Consider the following 20,234-nt stretch of genomic DNA (forward strand, 5'->3'; position numbering starts at 1 on the left):
CCAATGGCTTCCCCTCCTTCTTATTTCTAAGAGGGGACTTAAAATAGCCAATGGCTTCCCCTCCTTCTTATTTTTAAGAGGGGACTTAAAATAGCCATTGGCTATTTTAATCCTCAATAATTTCTACTTTTTCTTGCAAGAAGGAAAAGGCTTCTGGTAAGAGTTGGCTGTCTTCTTGCTTTTCTTCTATGGGTTGTTTAGTTTTTAATTTCTGAGCGAAATCTGCACGGATAGCGTTAAAGTCTTGACGAGGCACAGCCATAATTTCAGGGGAAAAGCCGGCAACCTTACTCATAATATTGCCAAACATGGCATTAAGATTTTCTCGTTTCATGACCTGCTCAGCATTAAAGGCTGCATCAAAAGCTAGTATAGCCTTCTCACTGTTGGCTAAGACAGGCTCCGATCCCAAGAGTAAGGCTCTATCTTGAGCAGAGATGCTATCTAAAATCTCATTCCAAGCACCTTTAAGAGCATCTAGGTAAGCTCTTGACCGCTGGCTATCTGCCACCGTTTCTTCCATAATAGTCTCGATTTTGACCCGATCCACCTTGAAGGCTAGGGCTGATTTTTTAACTGGCTCTTTAGGGACAATAGCTGAGCTAGGAGCTGTTAGACCATTTGCTAATTGTTTTTTCAGCTCAGCAATTTCTGAGCGTAGCTGATTGAGCTCTGCTTCTAAATTCTCTGGGAGTTGTGATTGGTTGGTTCTAGCATTTTCTGCCAAACGAATGGTCATCATCTCCGCATAAATTTTAGGTTGAGTGCCCGTCTTAATCTCAGGCAAACTATTGGTCACGACCTCAATCATGGTAAAGAGGCGTTCTTGAGAAAGGGTCAAATTCTCCGTAAAAGCCTGACTCTGACGCAGAACATTCCCTCCCGCCTGAACAATTAACAAATCCCTCAGATAGGTCAGTAAATCCGTAGCAAAACGGCTCATGGATTTGCCACTGTCAAACAAAAGATTCAAATCAGATAAGGCTTCCGTGACCTGATGACTTCGAAGATGTGTCACATAAGCATCCAAAGCTACAAGACCAATAGAGCCTGTGATTTCTTCAGCAACTGCTAAAGTCACCTGATTATCCGCAGACAAAGACAGAGCTTGATCCAAGATAGATAAGGCATCTCGCATCCCACCTTCTGCACGGCGGGCAATCATATGAAGAGCATCTTCCTCAAAAGCGATAGCTTCTTCCTTCAAAACTTTAGCTAAGTGCTCTTGAATAGCATGTTGCTTGATTGACTTAAATTCAAAGCGTTGCACACGTGACAAAATGGTCGCTGGGATCTTGTGTAATTCCGTTGTTGCTAAGATGAAAACAACATTTTCTGTCGGCTCTTCAAGGGTCTTTAGCAAGGCATTAAAAGCTCCTGTTGAAAGCATATGAACTTCATCAATGATATAAACCTTATAGGTCGCACGGCTAGGAGCATAGGTAGATTTATCACGAATGTCACGGATTTCGTCTACACCATTATTTGACGCCGCATCAATTTCAATAACATCTTCTAAACTGCCGCTGGTGATATCATGGCAAAGATCACAGTTATTACAAGGTTCACCGTCCACCTGATTTGGACAGTTCATCGCTTTGGAGAATATTTTAGCTGCTGAAGTTTTTCCCGTCCCACGAGGGCCCGAAAAGAGGTAGGCATGGCTGATTTTACCAGAAGCTACCGCCTGCTTCAGGGTAGTCGAAATCACTTCCTGTCCAACCATCTCTCCAAAAGACTGGCTACGGTATTTACGGTATAAGGCTTGGTACATCAGTTTTCCACTCCGAACATCTCAAAATTGAAAATGGTTTTTTCAAGTAAAATGGCTACAAATTGTTCCAAGTACTCACGATCAATAGCGTCATAATCAGCCACCAAACGAGAATCCAAGTCCAAAACACCGACTAATCGATCACCTTTTATCATCGGTACAACGATTTCAGACATAGCAGCGCTATCACAAGCAATATAGTTATCATGCTTGGTCACGTCATCAACAATGATGGTTTCCCTCTTAGCAGCAGATTCCCCACAAACACCTTTTCCAAGAGCAATATGGACACAAGAAACACCCCCTTGAAAAGGCCCAAGTATCAACTCCTGACCATCATAAAGGTAAAAACCCGTGAAGACAGAATTCGGCAAAGTAGCATTGAGCATGGCAGAGGCATTTGATAAATTTGCGAGAGGATTTGTCTCATTAGCAAAGAGGGCTCTAGCCTGCATAAGTAAGAGGTCGTATGTTGCAATTTTTTCTTTATTTTCCATAGCTTTTATTATAACATAAGCACCCATTTTTGGCATAGCAGAGACAAAAAGAAGGGCCCTTTGCTCCTTTTTCTGAAGTGGTAGGGACGACAGCGCCTTTCATCCTAATACCATACCTCGTTTTTGAGCCTAAGATTTCAAACATTCTGATAGCGTTATTTGTAGCAGGTCAAAAAGTATCTGATGGTGCTCGTAAAATCGACAAGCACATCTTAAACTAGCAAAGCTTTTCAGTTTGTCTAAGTGAAAATAAGGTTTGTCTACACTATAAAAGAAAGGCCTTCGACCTTTCTTTTATATCTATTTGTGAACACCTTTTTATTTTTGAACACCTTTTGCAACTAAAGCTTCCAGTTCTGTTAAGCGCTCTTCAAATACCTTGAAGGCTGCCTCAAGGTAATCCCCCTTAGTCATATCGACACCTGCTTTAGCAATCACGTTTAGGGCATAGTCTGAATTTCCTGCTTTTAGGTAATCCAGATACTTGTCCTTGTCTTCTTGAGTTCCATGTACAATGCGGTCTGCTAGGTAATTGGCTGCTGCAAATCCTGTTGCGTACTGGTAAACATAGTAATTGTAGTAGAAATGCGGAATACGTGCCCATTCATATTGGATTTCGGGGTTGTCTTCACGCGAAAGGCCATAGTATTTTTCATTAAGGTCCGCATAGAGATTATTGAGGTATTCGCTAGTCAAAACCTCTCCAGCTTGATCAGCCACATGGATAGCGTGTTCAAATTCTGCAAATTGTGTTTGACGGAAAATCGTTCCTTTAAAACCATCCAGATAATGATTAAGAATAGCAAAGCGCTGCTTTTCATCCGTTACTTCAGATAAAAGCGCTTCTGTCATAATGTTTTCATTGGTTGTTGAAGCAATTTCTGCTAGGAAAATGCTATAGTCCCCATAAACATAGGGTTGGTTCTCTCGTGTAAAGGTAGAGTGTAGACTGTGTCCTGTTTCGTGAACAAGGGTATAAAGATTATCTAGTGTGTCCTGCCAGTTGAGAAGCATAAAGGCATTGGTGTCGTAAGCACCTCCTGAATAAGCTCCCGAGCGTTTTCCTTTATTGACATGCACATCAATCCAGCGCTCTGTAAAGGCACGTTTGACACGGTCTGCATAATCTTTCCCTAGAATTGCCAATACTTCCTCAGCTTTCACCAAAGCCTCATCATAGGTAATCGCCATGTCGACCTCAGATAAAGGCGTGTAGACATCATACATTTTTAAGTCATCAAGTCCCAAAACCTGCTGGCGTAGCTTCATATAGCGCTGTAACAGCGGTAAATGCTTATTGACCGCTTCTAATAGCGTATCATAAACAGCTTCTGGAATAAAGTTAGCTGACATAGCTGCCTGACGAGCCGAAGTGTACTTACGAACCCTAGCATTGTAATTGTGCACTTTGACATTGGTCTGTAGCGTCTTAGCATAAGTATGTTGGAATTGCTCATAGGTGCCATACATAGCCTCATAAGCTCCCTTACGAATGTCGCGTTGCTTAGATTCCATCAGACTAATAAAGTTCCCATGAGTCAGCTCAACAAGTTCTCCTTCATCATTGGTCACCCAAGGGAAGGTCAAGTCCGCATTATCAAGGATAGAGAAGGTTTCACGCGCACCGCCAAAAATTTCTTGAGCGCCAGCCAACAATTCCTCTGCTTCTTGTGACAACACATGTTCCTTAGCTTTAAAAAGACGTTCAAAATGGTGGTTATAGAGGCTAAGCTCAGGTTTTTCTGCTAAGAACTTGTCATATGTTTCCTGGCTAAGTCCCATGAATTCTGGCTCATAGAAGGCAAAGGTCTCACTGAGTTTTGCATAGAGTGCTGAAGCTTTAGCTTGAAGTTCTTGATAATAGGCAACTGTCGTGTCCTCATCGTTTTTCATAGAGGCATAAACATAAAGCTTCTCCAAACGACGCATGAGCCCCATATAAGTATCTGTTGTTTCAAGTAAGCTTGTGCTACTATCTAAAAGGTGCCCTGCTAAGCCTTTTGCCGCATCAACATCACGTGTTAGCGCCACTAATTCAGCTTCCCAAGCTGCATCAGTTGGAAAAATAGTGCTTAAATCCCAAGTGTATTTTTCTTCTAGGTGACTACGATTTTCTGACATGATTTTCCTCCAAAGTCATAAGATAAGTCTATTTTAGCATAAAAAAAGCTCTGCCAACATTTCCAACCGCTACTGAAAAGTATTTTTCTTAAATTTAGCTAAAAATCTTGACATTTTCATACAAAGTGCTATACTAAATAACATGAATTCGTTGGTTTAACCCAAACCTGTTATGAGTTAAGGTAATGAATCGCTACAAACCACCTTGTCTGCTGAGCTTGACTCCGGGCATGGTGGTTATTTTTATATCTGGGAGTTAAGATGACAAATCATATCGTTCTTTTTCAGCCACAAATCCCTCAAAATACAGGCAATATTGCCCGTACTTGTGCTGCAACTAATTCGCCACTTCATATCATTCGTCCCATGGGGTTTCCTATTGATGACAAAAAGATGAAACGAGCTGGTCTTGATTATTGGGACAAACTCGAGATATACTACTATGATTCTATCGAAGCATTTATCCAAAACATGGTCGCCTCTTCCAAGCTTCATTTGGTAACCAAGTTCGCAGACAAGACTTATTCAGATGAGCATTATCAGGATGGGCTGGTACATTATTTCATGTTTGGACGTGAAGATACTGGTCTGCCTGAAGCATTTATGCGGGACAATCCTGAGAAAGCGATTCGTATTCCTATGAATGATGAGCATGTTCGCAGCCTCAATGTTTCCAACGCAGTTTGCATGGTCGTTTATGAAGCTTTGCGCCAACAAGGATTTTCGGGCCTAGAGTTGACTCACACCTACAATAAGGACAAACTCAAATGACCGATGAGGATATCTTAAATCATTTAGAAGAACACGTGGCATCAGAGCTTGCCTTTGAAGCCAGTGGCCATGACTGGTGGCACATTGTTCGCGTCAGAAACCTGACAACTACTATCGCTGACAAAGAGAAGGCCGATCTTTTTATTTGTCAAGCGGCAGCCTTAGTTCATGATCTTTCGGATGACAAATTCAATGCCTCTGCTCAAGCAGGCCTTGATAAGGTGGCTTTGCTTTTAACTGAAAAAGGGATCGATGATAGACGAAAAGCTCATATCTTAGAAATCATCTCAACCATGTCCTTTAAGGGAGGAAATGGCAAGCCTATGACCACGCTTGAAGGGCAAGTGGTACAGGATGCTGACCGTCTGGATGCGATTGGGGCTATTGGCATTGCTAGAACTATGGCTTTTTCAGGCCACAAAGGGCGACTCATCCACGACCCTAAACGCCAGCCACGTCATCACCTGACTGCTGAAGACTATCGCAAGGGGGATGATACTGCAATCATGCACTTTTATGAAAAATTACTCAAACTGAAAAACTTAATGAACACTGCCTATGCTAAAGAAATAGCAGAGCAGCGTCACAGCTTTATGGAAGCTTATTTAGCGGAATTTTATGCTGAGTGGGACGGTATTAAATAACTTTAACTACTAATTAGTATTTTTTGTGTAAAAAGTCTTGCAAAGCCAAGACTTTTTTGCTATGCTTAAATGGTCTTCAGGGCAGGGTGAAATTCCCGACCGGCGGTGACATGCCTTTATCTGGCATGAAGTCCGTGAGCGCAAGCTGATGTGGTGAGATTCCACAACCGACAGTAGAGTCTGGATGGGAGAAGACCATGCTTTTTTGCTACACTTTTTAGCGTACAAAAGTCTTGGAACTTCTTTCAAATTGTAAAATTTGGAGGAATTTTTTTATGTCTACACAACGCACGCGCCGATTAGCCTATATTTCTATTTTGGCTGCGCTATCTTTTTTGCTGATGCAGTTTCAAGTGTCACCACTTCCTGCTATTCCCTTTTTGAAATTTGATTTTTCAATCATCCCCATGCTACTAGCCTTGGTCATTTTTGACCTTAAAACAGCATGGCTGGTTTTGTTGGTTAGAAGCTCACTCAATCTTGTCATTAGCTTTACACCTGAAACAATCATCGGAACTCCCTTGAATATTATTGCTCTTGGGACTTTCATGACCGTTTTGGCGGTCTTCTGGAGAAAGCAAACCGATACAAGAACTTATCTGATGGCTTCTTGTGTTGGGAATTTACTAATGACCCTTGCTATGGTTCTTGTCAATATTTATTACGCTGTGCCTGCTTATGCCACATTTGCTAACTATGACATCAACAAATACATTGGCATGGATGTTTATATCTACACAGGAGTTATCCCTTTTAATCTGATTCAAGGAAGCGCCTTTGCCCTATCCTTCTATCTGATTTACCTAGCAACAAAACCTATTTTAGAAAAAATTTAGGATTTTATGCTATAGTATTGCTATGAAACAAAAACAAACTTATTTTTTAAGAGCTAGTTTTGCCATTTTAATCTTTGTCTTTCTAGGTTACGTGGTCGCATTTTACCCTCAACATCTGGAAATCTTTGACACACCGATTCAGACAATCATTAGAGGTCAACTCCCTAGCTTTGCAACACAATTCTTCAAGGCTATTACTATCATTGGTAATACCTCTAGTCAAATCATCATTCTCATGGTGGCTGTCGCTTTCTTACTGTATAAAAAGTACTATAGTGAAGGGATTTTTCTCCTTATCTCTGGTATGACGGCCGCTCTTGCAATTAGCAGTCTCAAATACCTCTATGGCCGTCCTAGGCCTAGTATTAGCCACCTCGTTCATGCGGATGGCTTCTCCTTCCCTAGTGGACACTCCATGGGATCTATGATGATTCTAGGTAGTCTTATTATCATCATCGGTCAAAGGATTAAGCATAGAGCTTCTGCTCTTCTGATACAGAGTCTACTCGCCTCAATCATCTTATTGATTGGCCTTTCCCGAATTTATCTAGGGGTTCACTATCCAACAGATGTTATTGCTGGATTTGTTCTAGGCTATGGTGTGCTCAATGCCATTTTTCCATTTTACGACCAAAAACGTTTTGAATGGCGTTTCCAAAATAAACAAAAGTGACGGAAAACTTCCGCCACTTTTTTCAATTGACTGTTCATCAGGCACGAACTGTTTTTGTAGAGCCATCTTCTTGATAAAGGTTAATAAGGCCTTCCTTACAAGCGCGAATCATATCTCCAGGCTGAACGACTTGTGGCACTCTAATGGTTAAAAGCTCCATCGGATTCGGTGCACGATCAATTTTATTCCCCTTATCGTCATGAAGATCTTCAATAAAGCATTCAAAATGACGGAAACCAGGGCCATAAAATTCGACACGATCCCCCTCCATAATAACGTTCCGCTGACGAATCGTTGCTGTCATATTGGCTTTATTAAAGGCAACCACTTCTCCAACGAATTTGTATTGAGGAATCTTACGACGCGCACCAAACAGCTGCTCATTCTCACTTGGGGTTGCATAGTAAAAACCAGTAGCCAATTCACGCTGGGCAACCTTCCACATTTCATCTACCAAGTCTTGCTTGATAGCTTCAAACTTTTCAGGACTCTCCATATAAGCATCAACAGCAGCCTTATAACAATTAGCCACAGTAGACACATAGTGAATTGACTTCATCCGACCTTCGATTTTAAGACTGTCAACGCCATTTTCAATCATATCTGGAATATGATCAATCATCGACATGTCAACAGCTGACATTGAGAAGGCTTCTGGTATCTCTCCTGCAATACTTTTACGCTCTTGCCCAAATGGCATGTCATAAAGATCGTATTTCCAGCGGCAAGACTGGGAACACCCACCTCGATTGGCATCGCGATCAGACATGTGATTGGATAGGGTACAGCGTCCAGAATATGAAATACACATCGCACCGTGAACAAAGGCCTCAATTTCAAGATCTGTCCGTCGGCGAATCTCTGCTAATTCTTCCATAGAAACTTCACGTGCCAATACTACACGTGTCAAGCCATACTCCTTCCAGAAATGAAAGGTCTCTACATTGGTAGCAGATGCTTGGGTAGAAAGGTGAATTTCAAGGCCGGGTGCTTCTGTCGCACAAATTTCAATCAAAGCGGGATCCGATACAATGACAGCATCAAGGCCCATATCCCTAAGCTCACGGAACCATGCTCCTGCTCCCACTTCATTTCCTTCATGGGTAACCATATTAGCAGCTACGTAGACTTTAGCACCACGAGCATGTGAATACTCAATGCCTTCACGCATCTCTTCCATGGTAAAATTCCCCGCACGACTACGCAAACCATAGGCTTGTCCACCGACAAAGACGGCATCTGCACCGTAATCAACAGCAACTTTTAACTTTTCCAGTGTTCCTGCAGGTGCCAGCACCTCAGGACGACGTTTTATTTGTGACATGTTTTCTCCTATTTTCAAGATAGTAAGATAATCTCTAATGTTATTTCGAAAAGAAGTATCCTAAGGGACAACAACAGCCTTCTAAGGAGCCCCTACTTATTTTTGATACTTCCAAACTCCAGACATAAGTGGCAAAAGGCCTTGAAATAAGAAAATCTCTCCTTTTGCTAACGTCCCTATTTTACGCGGTCAGGCTCATACTCATAAAAACCTGTATCAAGACCACGATTTTTCGGGTGTAATTTACGGATTTCCTCATCAAACAGAAAAGCTTGAGATTGAGTAAACTTCCCTTCCATCATCAAATCTCGCGCTTTGACAAAATAGTCTGCAATTTTGACAAAATTATCCCCTGGGCAGTAAACACCATCCAGTTTCCAATTGCAAAAGCCGTGCTCTTGCAATTCCAAGAGCTTAGTCATCATATCTAGATCATTGTTAGCAAAGATATGCGTTCCGTGATTATCCTCATAGACCGAATAGTGAGACGTTTCATCACTTGGTTCCGCCAAGAAAAGATCGCGTTCCTTACCAACTCGTTCTTCGGTCTTGATAAAATTATAGTAGTTCTGTAAAAGTGGGCGCTTAGAGTGGTGAATAATGCTTGCTCCATAAACCAGAACTTCACCTGGAATCTCAAGCTTTTCTCCCATGACAAAAAGTTCGGCAGACGGAATCTCACGCGCTAAAACAGCTTCAGATGCACCTGCTGTTTTCCCCCAGAAATTGATTTGGCGACTCGAAGTGACCATAGTTGAAGCATCGTAAATCGTCTTAAATGGTCGATGATCACGTTTGCAAATGTAGAAGACACCTGCATCTCCAACTGTAATATAGTCTGCCTTGATTTCTTCTAAGAAATCAAGATATTCTGGCAAAGCATCCATCATCGCTTGATGCATGAGTGCATTGACCGCTACAGTAACTTCTCTCCCCTTTTCATGTGCCAAAGCAGCGATTTTTCGCATCTGAGAAAAAGATAAATTTTTAGGCAAGCGAAGGCCATAGGCCATCTCACCTATGTAAATACGGTCAACCCCAATATCTATAAGGGCTTGAGCTTGTTCAACACTTTCCGCTGTTGCAGTAATAACAATTTTTTTCATAACATTTATTTTATCAAAAAACAAACCGTTTGCCTAGTTATTTGTGAAGCCCGGTGAAACAAGTGTAACCGTATTGTAACAAACTATTCATTAATTTTATGCTATGATAATAATAGTGTCATTTGCTCTGCAGATAAATGTCAAGAGAAAGGAGGAAAAACATGGTTACACCTTTGCGAAGAGAGCAAGAAACTGAACAACTAAACGTCAATGCGCAGCCTAAATTTCAAGAGTATCAAGCACCAGTTAATAACAAAGCTCAGCTGCAAGATGTAATTGCCATTGCAAGGATTGTTGTTTTTGCCATTTCAACAGTGCTCATGTGCTTTATCCTTCTTTCAAACAATGTTCCTAGCTTTTTTGCCTTTCCTCTGGCTTTAGGACTAGGTGGGGTTAGTCTCATCACATTGACTTTTCTTTTTGAACTACTTAGACGCTAATCTCTCGGGATTAGTTTTTTTATACAAATAATCCGCTCTATTTGAGCGGATTTATTTTTTATAAAGCATCTTCCTCAGTTAAATCAATAATAATGTCTTCTTGGAGGGTGTCTTCTTTTGGTAATTCAGCTTTTTCTTGACTTTGAGTTGAAGACTCTGTCAACTGATTGACCTTATCTTTGACTTGGCTAACAGCTGCTTTAACAGCTTGACCAATGCTATCTGTCTTGAACTGACCATCTTCCCATTTTTCTTTATAGTCAGTATAGGTTGTTGTCGCTAATTCTTTATACTCGGCAACTTTTTCTTTAGCTGCCTGATGATAGGCCTCACGATTTTCCTTATAGTCATCGATACCAGCCTTAGCTTGGGCTGCTAGCTGTTTTCCTTTTTCAGTGCCAAGGAAATAGGCTGTCGCTGCTCCTGTTGCTGCAGCCACAACTACTGTTTTAAGAAATTTTCCCATCCTTTATTCCTCCGAATGTTTGTCTTTTTTAGCAAAAATTTTTGATACCATACGAGCTGCAAAAGCGGCTTTGCTCACATTGGCAGCCGTTGAGGCACCTTTACTAGCCTTCACAGTCAGCTGACGTGCTTGTGTATTCAAATCAGAAACACTAACTGATAAATCCGCAATAGCGTCAAACAAAGGATCAATCGTTGCTACTTTGCCATTAATATTTCCTACCAAGATATTGGCTTTGGCCAAAATTTCATTTGTCTGGTAGAGAGTCACATTAACATCGCTTGTCAGTAATTTGATGGTTTGCTTTGTTTCATCAACTGTTTCCGTTAATTTTTTAATAAAGAACACTAAGAAAATCACCAGCACAGCAAAAGCTACCGCAATAATCAATAGTGCAATTCCACCTAAGTCCATATTTTACCTCACTTTATTTGATAATAGGGAACATGCGCCTGACGGCGACGATAAAGAATAAAGATAATCCCTGTAATCACTAGGCCTGCGCTCAACCATTGGGACACCCTTAAACCTGCCAGCATCAAACTATCTGTGCGCATGCCTTCAATAACAAAACGTCCACAGCCATACCAAATCAGATAGAATGCTGTTATTTCGCCCTGCTTTAGAAAATTTGGTCGACGCCGTAAGAAGAGAATAATGATAAAACCAAGCAGGTTCCACAGGCTCTCATAGAGAAAAGTCGGCACCCGATAAGCCCCATCAATATACATTTGCTTTCTGATCACCTCTGGCAAATAGGGCAAACTCTCGACTGCTTTTCCATAAGCTTCTTGATTAACGAAATTACCCCAGCGCCCTATACTTTGTGCAATCATTACGCCTGGAACTGCAATATCTAGAAAGTCCAAGGGCTTAATCATGCGATAGTAAGAAAAGGCAAATAGGACTAAAACACCTGCAATCAATCCTCCATAAATGGCTAAACCGCCATTCCAAATGGCAAAAATCTCATTCAAGTGCTTGCTATAGTAAGACCACTGAAAAATCACGTAATAGAGCCTAGCACCTAAAATGGCTAAAGGAAAGGCAATCAGGATAAAATCGGTGATATCATCTTCAGAAATGTTTTTACGAACCCCTTCTTTGATGGCCAAATAAACGGCTAACAAGACACCTGTGACAATCAATATAGCATACCAGTGAATAGATAGAGGCCCAATTTTTATAGCAATAGGATCAATCATTAGCCTCTCCATTCTTGCTGATAAGAGCTGTTAAGCGATCTTCAAAAGTCTTGGTAGCATCAAATCCCATCAGTCTCGCACGGTAGTTCATCGCTGCAGCTTCAATGACAACTGACACGTTACGTCCCGTCTTAACAGGAATGCGCACACGCGGAATTTTAACGCCGGAAAACTCAATTTCTTCATTGCCGTTCCCCAAACGATCAAAGACCTTGCCCGTCTCAAAATTCTCCAAATAGACCGCTAAAGAGATTTGAGAAGATGCCTTAACAGCACTAGCGCCATAAAGGCTCATGATGTCAATAATGCCGACACCACGAATTTCAAGCAAATGACGCAGAATTTCTGCTGGTTCTCCCCACAGTGTCTCCTCATCTTTAGCATAAACATCTACACGATCATCTGCCACTAAACGGTGCCCACGTTTCACAAGTTCTAAACCTGTTTCACTCTTACCAATCCCAGAATCTCCTTGAATCAGTACCCCCATACCATAGATGTCCATAAGAACACCATGAACACTGGTTCTCTCAGCTAGTTGTGCATTGATATACCAAGACATTTCCCCAGCAAGACTACTTGTTGCTGTTCGTGCCCTGAGGACTGCGATGCTCTTTTCCGTAGCTGCTCTAAGCATCTCTTCTGGAATATCCAAGCCACGAGCCACGATAACAGCTGGCGTCTCTGGTCTAAACATCTCGCTTAGTACGGCATAGCGATTATTAGTTGTCATACTGGTCAAATATGACCATTCTTTCATGCCTAACAGTTGGATACGTTCGGGCGAATAATAATCAAAATAACCTGTCATTTCAAGACCAGGACGTGAAATATCAGACGTTGTGATAAGCTTTCCTAATAAGTCGTCTGTCCCATAAACCACTTCTAGTTTGACCTTGTCAACCAACATTTTTACGGTAAGTGCCATATCTTTCCTTTCCAAAGTAAGCGCTTTGCTTCTTATCTTTTAATTATAACATGTTTTATGAATTTTGGAAAATAGCAAAATCACTTTCTGAAAATCTCCCTAACAGCAAAAAGGCTAGTCCACACTAGCCTTAGTCACTTACGATTTTTTCCAAGCGGATTTTTCAGCTACTGCTGTAAAGAGAACATCTGTTGATGAATTAAGCGCTGTCTCACAGGAGTCTTGGATAATACCGACAACAAAGCCAACTCCTACCACTTGCATGGCAATATCATTTGGGATACCAAAGAGGCTACAAGCCACAGGGATCAAAAGAAGGGAGCCACCAGCCACACCAGATGCTCCTGCAGCCGACAGAGCAGCCACTACAGATAACAGAATAGCAGAGCTAAAATCAACACTAATCCCTAAAGTATGTACTGCAGCCATGGTCAAAATATTGATGGTAATTGCTGCACCAGCCATATTTACCGTAGCTCCTAAAGGAATAGAGACAGAGTAGGTATCTGGATCCAAACCTAGTTTTTCACAGAGCTGCATGTTAACAGGAATATTGGCAGCAGAGCTTCTCGTAAAGAAAGCTGTTAAACCGCTGACTCTTAAGCATTCAAAGACTAGAGGATAGGGGTTTTTCTTCATCACAATAAAGGCAATGAGAGGGTTAACCACCAAAGCTACAAAGAGCATACTGCCTACAAGAACCAGCAATAAAATACCGTAATCCTTCAGTGCACCTAAGCCATTATTTGAAATTGTTTCATAAACCAATCCCAAAATACCAAAAGGCGCAAAACTAATGATCCAAGCTACAACTTTTGACGTTACTTCAGCAGCCGATTGAAGCAAATCCTTAGTGTGATCTGTTGCATGACGAAAGGCAATGCCAAATACCGCAGCCCATGTCAGCACTCCAATATAGTTTGCCTTGGCTAAAGCATTGATTGGATTATCAACTATATTTAATAATAATCCTTGAAAAATTTCAACAACTCCCTGTGGAGGTTGAACATCTGTAGCTGAAGTGGTGTCCGATAAAATAACCGTTATCGGAAAGAGAAAACTAGCCACTACTGCTACCAAAGCAGCTGCAAAGGTTCCCAAAATGTAAAGCAATATGACCATCTTCATATTGGTCTTTTGCCCTGCTTGCGTTTGGGACAAGGCGTGTGCTACTAGAGTCAGCACCAAAAGAGGGGCAATAGCTTTCAAGGCCCCTACAAAAAGAGTCCCCAATAATGCAATGGCTTGAGCTTGTGGCAAGACCATCCCTAAGAAAATGCCCAACAGGACTCCAATCCCAATTTTCCGAATCAAATCCATTCGTTTCCAAAGTGACACTAGATTAGTCATTCCATTACCTCTTTATAAATATTCAATATATTATACCAAAATCATCTTAAACTTGCAAGAATTTGAATATTTTTAATCTTTCTAAGGAAATCATAAAAGGCTAGAATCTTCTAGCCTATCTTTTTAGAGATTAACAGATGCTTTGAGCTGTTCAACCTTATCTAGTTTTTCCCATGGTAAGTCAATATCTGTACGTCCCATGTGACCATAGGCTGCCGTTTGTTTATAAATCGGGCGCTTAAGATCAAGCATCTTAATGATTCCTGCTGGACGGAGGTCAAAATGATCACGTACCGCCTTTTCCAAAGCAGCCTCTGAAACAATAGCAGTTCCAAAAGTATCAATACGTACCGAAACCGGATGAGCAACACCGATAGCATAAGCTAGCTGAACTTCTGCTTTTTTAGCCAAACCTGCTGCCACGATATTTTTGGCAATGTAACGCGCCGCATAGGAAGCTGAACGGTCAACCTTTGTTGCATCCTTACCAGAAAAAGCACCACCACCGTGACGTGAATAACCACCATAAGTATCAACGATAATCTTACGCCCTGTAAGACCTGAATCACCTTGAGGGCCACCGATAACAAAGCGTCCTGTTGGATTGATAAAGAATTTAGTCTTCTCATCAAGATAGTCAGCTGGAATAACTGCCTTAATCACTTGGTAAATGACATCCTCTCGGATTTGTTCATTTGTGGCTTCTGGATCATGCTGGGTCGAGATCACGACGGTATCAACACGAATGGGTTGATCATTTTCATCATATTCAACAGTCACTTGTGATTTAGCATCAGGGCGTAGGTAGCTGATAGCTCCTGATTTACGAAGCTCTGCCAATCTTCTAACCAACTTGTGAGAAAGAGAGATCGGAAGCGGCATAAATTCTGGCGTTTCATCAATGGCAAAACCAAACATCAGCCCCTGATCTCCCGCACCGATAAGGCTAAGCTCATCTGCCTCACCTTCACGCACTTCGAGCGCCTCATTAACCCCTTGAGCGATATCGGCAGACTGTTCGATTAAGGATGGATGAACACCAACAGAATGAGCTTCAAAGCCATATTCAGCCTTATTGTAACCAATTTCTGCAATGGTATCACGAACTACTTTATTAATATCGACATAAGCTGTCGTTGAAATCTCACCGAAAACATGAACCGATCCTGTATAAACGACTGTTTCTGCAGCAACGTGAGCATCTGGATCTTCTGCTAGAATAGCATCTAAAATAGCATCTGAAATCTGGTCTGCAATCTTATCCGGATGCCCCTCCGAAACAGACTCAGACGTGAAAAGTTTACGTTCTGACATAAAAAATGTCCCCCTTTTAATATAAAGTGTGTTGCTAAGAAGGTGATATTGAGCCATCTAGAAAAATCAGAAAAGCAATCTTCCAAACTCTTAATAACTGACCATCATTTCTGAATCGCTTTAATATTCCGTTTCTTAGCTAGTTAAAAAGTTACAAAGAACCGACTATCATTCACAAATCACTTCCTAAGGCCCTACGCTTAAGAAGATTTGTTTTCCTTTTAGTCGTCTTATCGGGACTTAATAACCTCACTATTTTAGCATAATTTAGCGGAATTTACCAACTAAATCTATCTGACTAAATGATAAGGTTTTCACTACCGAAAAAAGCGCTTTTATAATATACTAGACTTATGATGTTACAAGAAAAAATATTTGAACGACTCTACCATTCTTCAGAAGCGCTCAGTCAAGCTGAGATTGCAGACGCCTTAGAGATACCTAGCTCTGCTATTTTACCTACAATTAAAATCCTAGAGGAAAAAGGACTTTCTTTTGAGGTAACAAAAGATAGCATCAAATGGCTTTCAGGCGATCTTCTTCTCCCTAAAAAGATTACTGAGAGAACTGGACTTCCTGTTACTTTTGTCCCTAGCAGTGTATCGACTCAACTGGATGCTAAAAAGGGGATGGATGAGGGGCTATCATCTCCTAGACTCTATCTGGCTGAACAGCAAACAGCAGCCAGAGGACGGATGAATCGTTCCTTCTTTACTGAAAAAAACGGAGGCATTTACATGAGCCTCCACATCAAACCTAACCTCTCTTTTGATAGTTTGCCTACCTATACTCTGATGACAGCATCAGCTCTTGTAAGGGCTATTCACCGCCTAACAGGGCTTGATTGTGATATCAAATGGGTTAATGATATCTATCTTAATGGTAAAAAGATTGCAGGCATTTTGACTGAGGCAGTCTCTTCTATCGAAACAGGGACTATCACAGATGTCATCATCGGTGTGGGCATAAACTTTCAATTGCAGAACATTCCTTATGATCTTAAGCACAAAGTCGGTAGCTTATTTTCAGACAGTCAACCAACCATTACACGAACAGACCTTATCAGTGAAATGTGGCACATTTTCTCAACAGTCTCTGAAAAAGATCTCTACAAGGTTTACTGTGATAAATCTTTGGTATTAGACAGACATGTGACCTTTAGTCAAAATGGTCAAGACTACGCCGGCACTGCTCAGGATATCACTCCAAGTGGTGGTTTGATCGTAGAACTGGATAGTGGCGGACTGATGGAAATTTCCAGCGGAGAAGTCAGTCTAAGCTCTTGGTAATGCGACAACACCTTAACCTTTACTTCATAGTAGCAAAAAATCGTAGCATCAAGCTGTTTTTAATGGAGTGGCTCTGTGTTACGTTTTTTTTCACAAGCCCTTTATCTTCATATCTGTGTAACAAATGCTATCCTCCAAATATAAAAAAAAAGACCTTGCCTCTATCAACAAAGGTTGATTGGACAAGGTTTTTCAAATCCTATTTAATCACTTCTTGCGTCTTCGCGTAGTTGGCTTCAACAGCTTCTTTTTCAGCCTTCCACCAGTCTTGGTTGTCTGTGTACCATTGGATAGTTTCTTCCAAACCTTCAGAGAAGTTGGTAAACTGTGGTGTCCAGCCAAGCTCATCACGAAGTTTGCTTGCGTCAATAGCATAGCGTAAATCGTGTCCTGCACGGTCAGTCACGTGGTCGTAAGCGTCTTTTGGTTGACCCATTTTTTCAAGGATCAATTCAAGCACTTCTTTGTTGTTCTTCTCACCGTCAGCACCAATTAGGTAAGTTTCACCCATACGGCCTTTTGTCAAGATTGCCCAAACACCAGTCGAGTGGTCGTTGGTATGAATCCAGTCACGGACGTTTTTACCTTCACCATACAATTTTGGTTTGATTCCTGCCAAGATGTTGGTGATTTGGCGTGGGATGAATTTCTCGATGTGTTGGTATGGACCGTAGTTGTTTGAACAGTTAGAAATAGTCGCTTTAACACCAAATGAACGCACCCATGCTTTGACAATCAAGTCTGAAGCAGCCTTGGTTGATGAGTATGGTGATGATGGGTTGTAGTTAGTTTCTGCAGTGAATTTCTCACCTGGACCTTCGCCATGACCTGGCAAGTCTTCACGCAAAGGAAGGTCACCATAAACTTCATCAGTCGATACATGGTGGAAACGGATATCGTATTTACGAGCCGCTTCAAGCAAGGTGTAAGTACCGATAAAGTTGGTATGGATGAATGGGCTTGGATCGTTGAGGGAGTTGTCGTTGTGGCTTTCTGCCGCATAGTGAACGATGGCATCTGCCTTAGCTGCCAATTTGTCAACCAATTCAGCATCTGCAATATCGCCAACAACCAGCTCAACACGGTCACCAAGAATAGCTTCCAAGTTAGCCTTGTTTCCTGCATAAGTAAGTTTATCCAAAACAGTTACGTGAACATCTGGATGATTGTTATAAACATAGTGTACGAAGTTTGAACCGATGAAACCAGCTCCACCAGTTACGATAATATTTTTAAATTGAGACATTTTTTTCTCCGAAAATTTTTTCTTTTTTGTGTGTCATCTTAGGTAGTGGGGTCGTAAGCAACCACCAAGGTGTTTCATTACTAAACCATGAGCCTAAGGTCTCATGGTTCCCCCCGCTCCTTAGCAAAGCAAAGGAGCTTCTCACTACGGCGATGACACACGGAGCGGCTCACTATGCTCGCTTTCTTTACTTCAAGATTTCTTCCAAGTAAGCAATCTTGGCAAAGTCTTTTTGATTATTGTTTTCTGCACGGTAGGAATCTTTAGAGGAGGCTTGATAGATTTTCAGGTACTGTTCAAGTGTCGGTAGATAGTAACGAACACCTGCTGTTTCTAGTTCTTCCAAATCTTCTAGCTCTACACCAGCAAATTCAGGCAGTGAATGTAGACCTCCAAATTCAACAGACAGGCCGTCTTTATGAAATTCATGTTCGTGACGGTCAACCAGGACATAGCCTAGTTGGTTCATTATGGCTATCAGCTCATCTGCACGATAAATCCGTTCGTCGTCTGGGGCTTCCCAGCCACGTGGATCACTTGGGACATGAATATCTAAATCTCCTGCCTGCCAGTCCCTACCTGTTCGCCTTTCCAAACCAACTGAGCCCATTAACAAGGGAGTGATTCCTAGCTTGTTTAACTGCTCTGCTATTTCCAAAAAGGCTTGAAACATTAGAGGTCCTCTTTTCTCAAAGGCTTAATGTCTTTGAGGAGTGGGTGATTTTTATCTGCTTCTGAAACTTCCGCTTCTTCGAGGTTTTCCCACTTGATGTCGAGGCTAGGGTCAGCATAGTTGACGAAGGCATACTTAGGCTTGAGTTCCAAAGCCCAGTAGTCGTTGACCAAGTAGCTGTAAGCCACGAAATCTGACAAAACTTGGAAACCATTGGCAACGCCACGTGGGACAAAGATACCTTTTGAAGCATCGATAACGGTTTGGTAGGTATTGCCGAAGGTTTCGCCTTCACGAAGATCGACCCAAGTTCCCAAAACCTTACCGCCGTCTACTACTGAAATGTATTTATCCCAAGGCTCTGCGTGAAGACCACGAAGAACGTTTTTGCGAGAGAAGGAAACATTATTTTGCAATTTTCCTTCTGCAAAGAAACTTTCAGGGAAGCCGAGCGGAAGCATTTTTTCCTTTTGGAAGTTCTCCTTAAACCAGCCACGGTTGTCGCCATGAACAGGAATGTCGAATTCTAACATTCCTGGAATGGCTTCAACAGGACGACAAGCTAGCTCTTTATCAAAAAATTGTTCAGTCATTAGGCTTCTCCAATCAAACGGAGCAAGTATTGTCCGTATTCGTTTTTCTTAAGAGGCTGTGCCAATTCATGCACTTGTTCTTTTGTAATGTAACCCATGCGGTAGGCAATTTCTTCCAAGTTAGCTACTTGAACGTTTTGCAAACGTTGAACGGTTTCGATGTACTGCGCAGCTTCCAAAAGGCTTTCATGCGTACCTGTATCCAACCAAGCAAAGCCACGACCCATAAGTTCCACAGACAAGTCACCACGGTCCAAGTAAGCCTTGTTGACATCTGTGATTTCCAGCTCACCACGAGGTGATGGCTTGATGTTTTTGGCAATCTCTACAACATCATTGTCATAGAAATATAGACCAGTAACCGCAAAGTTTGATTTTGGCTCTTCTGGTTTTTCTTCGATAGAAATCGCGTTCATGTCGGCGTCAAACTCGACAACACCAAAGCGTTCTGGGTCTTTTACTTGGTAACCAAAGACAGTCGCACCTTTTTCTTTGCTAGCAGCCCGTTGCAACATCTTGGTCAAACCATTTCCATGATAGATGTTGTCGCCCAAAATCAAGGCTACATTATCATCACCGATAAACTCTTCGCCGATGATAAAGGCTTGTGCCAAGCCGTCTGGACTTGGTTGCTCAGCGTATGACAAGGTGATACCAAGCTCTGAACCGTCTCCCAGCATATCCTTGAAACGAGGAAGATCCTGAGGAGTTGAGATAATCAAGATTTCTTTAATCCCAGCCAACATCAAGGTTGACAGTGGATAGTAAATCATTGGCTTATCATAGATTGGCATCAACTGTTTTGACGCCGCACGAGTCAGTGGATAAAGGCGAGTTCCAGACCCACCTGCAAGAATAATACCTTTCATGTTATGACACCTTTTAATCAAAAATTTATTAAGTCTATTATACCATGTTTAAACATTAGTGTCATTTGAAAAAGGGAGCTAAGCTCCCTGTCAATATATTTTCCCTAAGCCATCA

At 41.6% G+C, this 20,234-nt stretch carries 21 protein-coding genes and 1 riboswitch; of the genes, 6 read left to right on the forward strand and 15 right to left on the reverse strand.

The genetic code is table 11. The features are described 5' to 3' along the window. Positions 1 to 106: 106 nt before the first annotated feature. From dnaX to pepF, 3 genes are all read right to left on the reverse strand, one after another. The gene (dnaX, locus tag G575_RS0101020) at positions 107 to 1,774 is read right to left on the reverse strand and encodes a DNA polymerase III subunit gamma/tau (protein ID WP_027971078.1); all 1,668 of its coding nucleotides are present in this window, start codon (positions 1,772 to 1,774) and stop codon (positions 107 to 109) included. Continuing rightward, positions 1,774 to 2,271, reverse strand: coding sequence for a GAF domain-containing protein (locus G575_RS0101025; RefSeq protein WP_027971079.1), 498 nt, complete (start codon positions 2,269 to 2,271; stop codon positions 1,774 to 1,776). The genes dnaX and G575_RS0101025 overlap by 1 nt, the downstream gene beginning before the upstream one ends. 318 nt (positions 2,272 to 2,589) lie before the next feature. Next, on the reverse strand, positions 2,590 to 4,392 hold the full coding sequence (pepF, locus tag G575_RS0101030; protein WP_027971080.1) for an oligoendopeptidase F: 1,803 nt from the start codon (positions 4,390 to 4,392) through the stop codon (positions 2,590 to 2,592). Positions 4,393 to 4,653: 261 nt separating this feature from the next. On the opposite strand from pepF, the gene G575_RS0101035 reads away from it, so the two are divergent. From G575_RS0101035 to G575_RS0101050, 4 genes are all read left to right on the forward strand, one after another. After that, positions 4,654 to 5,163, forward strand: a complete 510-nt coding sequence (locus tag G575_RS0101035; protein ID WP_051176858.1) for a tRNA (cytidine(34)-2'-O)-methyltransferase — start codon at positions 4,654 to 4,656, stop codon at positions 5,161 to 5,163. Next, positions 5,160 to 5,807, forward strand: coding sequence for an HD domain-containing protein (locus G575_RS0101040; RefSeq protein ID WP_027971082.1), 648 nt, complete (start codon positions 5,160 to 5,162; stop codon positions 5,805 to 5,807). Before G575_RS0101035 ends, G575_RS0101040 begins: the two co-directional genes overlap by 4 nt. Positions 5,808 to 5,875: 68 nt before the next feature. Next, a riboswitch (FMN riboswitch) is annotated at positions 5,876 to 6,007 on the forward strand. A 75-nt stretch (positions 6,008 to 6,082) separates the two neighbouring features. After that, positions 6,083 to 6,643, forward strand: coding sequence for an ECF transporter S component (locus G575_RS0101045; RefSeq protein ID WP_037622411.1), 561 nt, complete (start codon positions 6,083 to 6,085; stop codon positions 6,641 to 6,643). A gap of 22 nt (positions 6,644 to 6,665) precedes the next feature. After that, positions 6,666 to 7,316, forward strand: a complete 651-nt coding sequence (locus G575_RS0101050; RefSeq protein ID WP_027971084.1) for a phosphatase PAP2 family protein — start codon at positions 6,666 to 6,668, stop codon at positions 7,314 to 7,316. A gap of 37 nt (positions 7,317 to 7,353) precedes the next feature. Here G575_RS0101050 and G575_RS0101055 read toward each other — a convergent pair whose 3' ends face one another. Further along, positions 7,354 to 8,640 carry a peptidase U32 family protein gene (locus G575_RS0101055; RefSeq protein WP_027971085.1) on the reverse strand — a complete coding sequence of 429 codons (1,287 nt, stop codon included), beginning with the start codon at positions 8,638 to 8,640 and terminating at the stop codon, positions 7,354 to 7,356. A 176-nt stretch (positions 8,641 to 8,816) separates the two neighbouring features. Next, positions 8,817 to 9,746 (reverse strand): peptidase U32 family protein, encoded by a 930-nt coding sequence (locus G575_RS0101060; protein WP_027971086.1) that lies wholly within the window; start codon positions 9,744 to 9,746, stop codon positions 8,817 to 8,819. A gap of 161 nt (positions 9,747 to 9,907) precedes the next feature. Between G575_RS0101060 and G575_RS10885 the strand changes: the two genes are divergently transcribed. After that, positions 9,908 to 10,186 (forward strand): DUF3270 family protein, encoded by a 279-nt coding sequence (locus G575_RS10885; protein WP_037622414.1) that lies wholly within the window; start codon positions 9,908 to 9,910, stop codon positions 10,184 to 10,186. Positions 10,187 to 10,244: 58 nt separating this feature from the next. On the opposite strand, the gene G575_RS10890 is transcribed toward G575_RS10885, so the two are convergent. From G575_RS10890 to metK, 6 genes are all read right to left on the reverse strand, one after another. Continuing rightward, positions 10,245 to 10,652, reverse strand: coding sequence for a YtxH domain-containing protein (locus G575_RS10890; RefSeq protein WP_037622415.1), 408 nt, complete (start codon positions 10,650 to 10,652; stop codon positions 10,245 to 10,247). Between the two features lie 3 nt (positions 10,653 to 10,655). Continuing rightward, positions 10,656 to 11,066 (reverse strand): DUF948 domain-containing protein, encoded by a 411-nt coding sequence (locus G575_RS0101075; protein WP_027971087.1) that lies wholly within the window; start codon positions 11,064 to 11,066, stop codon positions 10,656 to 10,658. An 8-nt stretch (positions 11,067 to 11,074) separates the two neighbouring features. Next, complete coding sequence (lgt, locus tag G575_RS0101080) at positions 11,075 to 11,857, reverse strand: prolipoprotein diacylglyceryl transferase (RefSeq protein ID WP_027971088.1); 783 nt, start codon at positions 11,855 to 11,857, stop codon at positions 11,075 to 11,077. Beyond that, positions 11,850 to 12,785: an HPr(Ser) kinase/phosphatase gene (gene hprK, locus G575_RS0101085; protein WP_027971089.1), complete on the reverse strand. Its 936-nt coding sequence runs from the start codon at positions 12,783 to 12,785 to the stop codon at positions 11,850 to 11,852. Before hprK ends, lgt begins: the two co-directional genes overlap by 8 nt. 138 nt (positions 12,786 to 12,923) lie before the next feature. Beyond that, on the reverse strand, positions 12,924 to 14,135 hold the full coding sequence (sstT, locus tag G575_RS0101090) for a serine/threonine transporter SstT (RefSeq protein WP_027971090.1): 1,212 nt from the start codon (positions 14,133 to 14,135) through the stop codon (positions 12,924 to 12,926). Between the two features lie 123 nt (positions 14,136 to 14,258). Then, the gene (metK, locus tag G575_RS0101095; RefSeq protein ID WP_027971091.1) at positions 14,259 to 15,449 is read right to left on the reverse strand and encodes a methionine adenosyltransferase; all 1,191 of its coding nucleotides are present in this window, start codon (positions 15,447 to 15,449) and stop codon (positions 14,259 to 14,261) included. 353 nt (positions 15,450 to 15,802) lie between these two features. Between metK and birA the strand changes: the two genes are divergently transcribed. Further along, positions 15,803 to 16,738 carry a bifunctional biotin--[acetyl-CoA-carboxylase] ligase/biotin operon repressor BirA gene (gene birA, locus G575_RS0101100; RefSeq protein ID WP_027971092.1) on the forward strand — a complete coding sequence of 312 codons (936 nt, stop codon included), beginning with the start codon at positions 15,803 to 15,805 and terminating at the stop codon, positions 16,736 to 16,738. A gap of 199 nt (positions 16,739 to 16,937) precedes the next feature. Here the strand turns inward: birA and rfbB are convergent, their stop codons facing one another. The 4 genes from rfbB to rfbA form a co-directional block, all read right to left on the reverse strand. Then, positions 16,938 to 17,984, reverse strand: coding sequence for a dTDP-glucose 4,6-dehydratase (gene rfbB, locus G575_RS0101105; RefSeq protein WP_002939751.1), 1,047 nt, complete (start codon positions 17,982 to 17,984; stop codon positions 16,938 to 16,940). A 187-nt stretch (positions 17,985 to 18,171) separates the two neighbouring features. Then, positions 18,172 to 18,657: a phosphoribosylanthranilate isomerase gene (locus G575_RS0101110; protein WP_027971093.1), complete on the reverse strand. Its 486-nt coding sequence runs from the start codon at positions 18,655 to 18,657 to the stop codon at positions 18,172 to 18,174. After that, on the reverse strand, positions 18,657 to 19,250 hold the full coding sequence (locus G575_RS0101115) for a dTDP-4-dehydrorhamnose 3,5-epimerase family protein (RefSeq protein WP_027971094.1): 594 nt from the start codon (positions 19,248 to 19,250) through the stop codon (positions 18,657 to 18,659). Before G575_RS0101115 ends, G575_RS0101110 begins: the two co-directional genes overlap by 1 nt. Next, a complete protein-coding gene (gene rfbA / locus G575_RS0101120; protein WP_027971095.1) occupies positions 19,250 to 20,119 on the reverse strand; it encodes a glucose-1-phosphate thymidylyltransferase RfbA in 870 nt (289 codons plus the stop codon). The genes G575_RS0101115 and rfbA overlap by 1 nt, the downstream gene beginning before the upstream one ends. Positions 20,120 to 20,234 lie beyond the last annotated feature (115 nt).

Source organism: Streptococcus plurextorum DSM 22810 (genome assembly GCF_000423745.1).
Classification (GTDB): Bacteria; Bacillota; Bacilli; order Lactobacillales; family Streptococcaceae; genus Streptococcus; species Streptococcus plurextorum.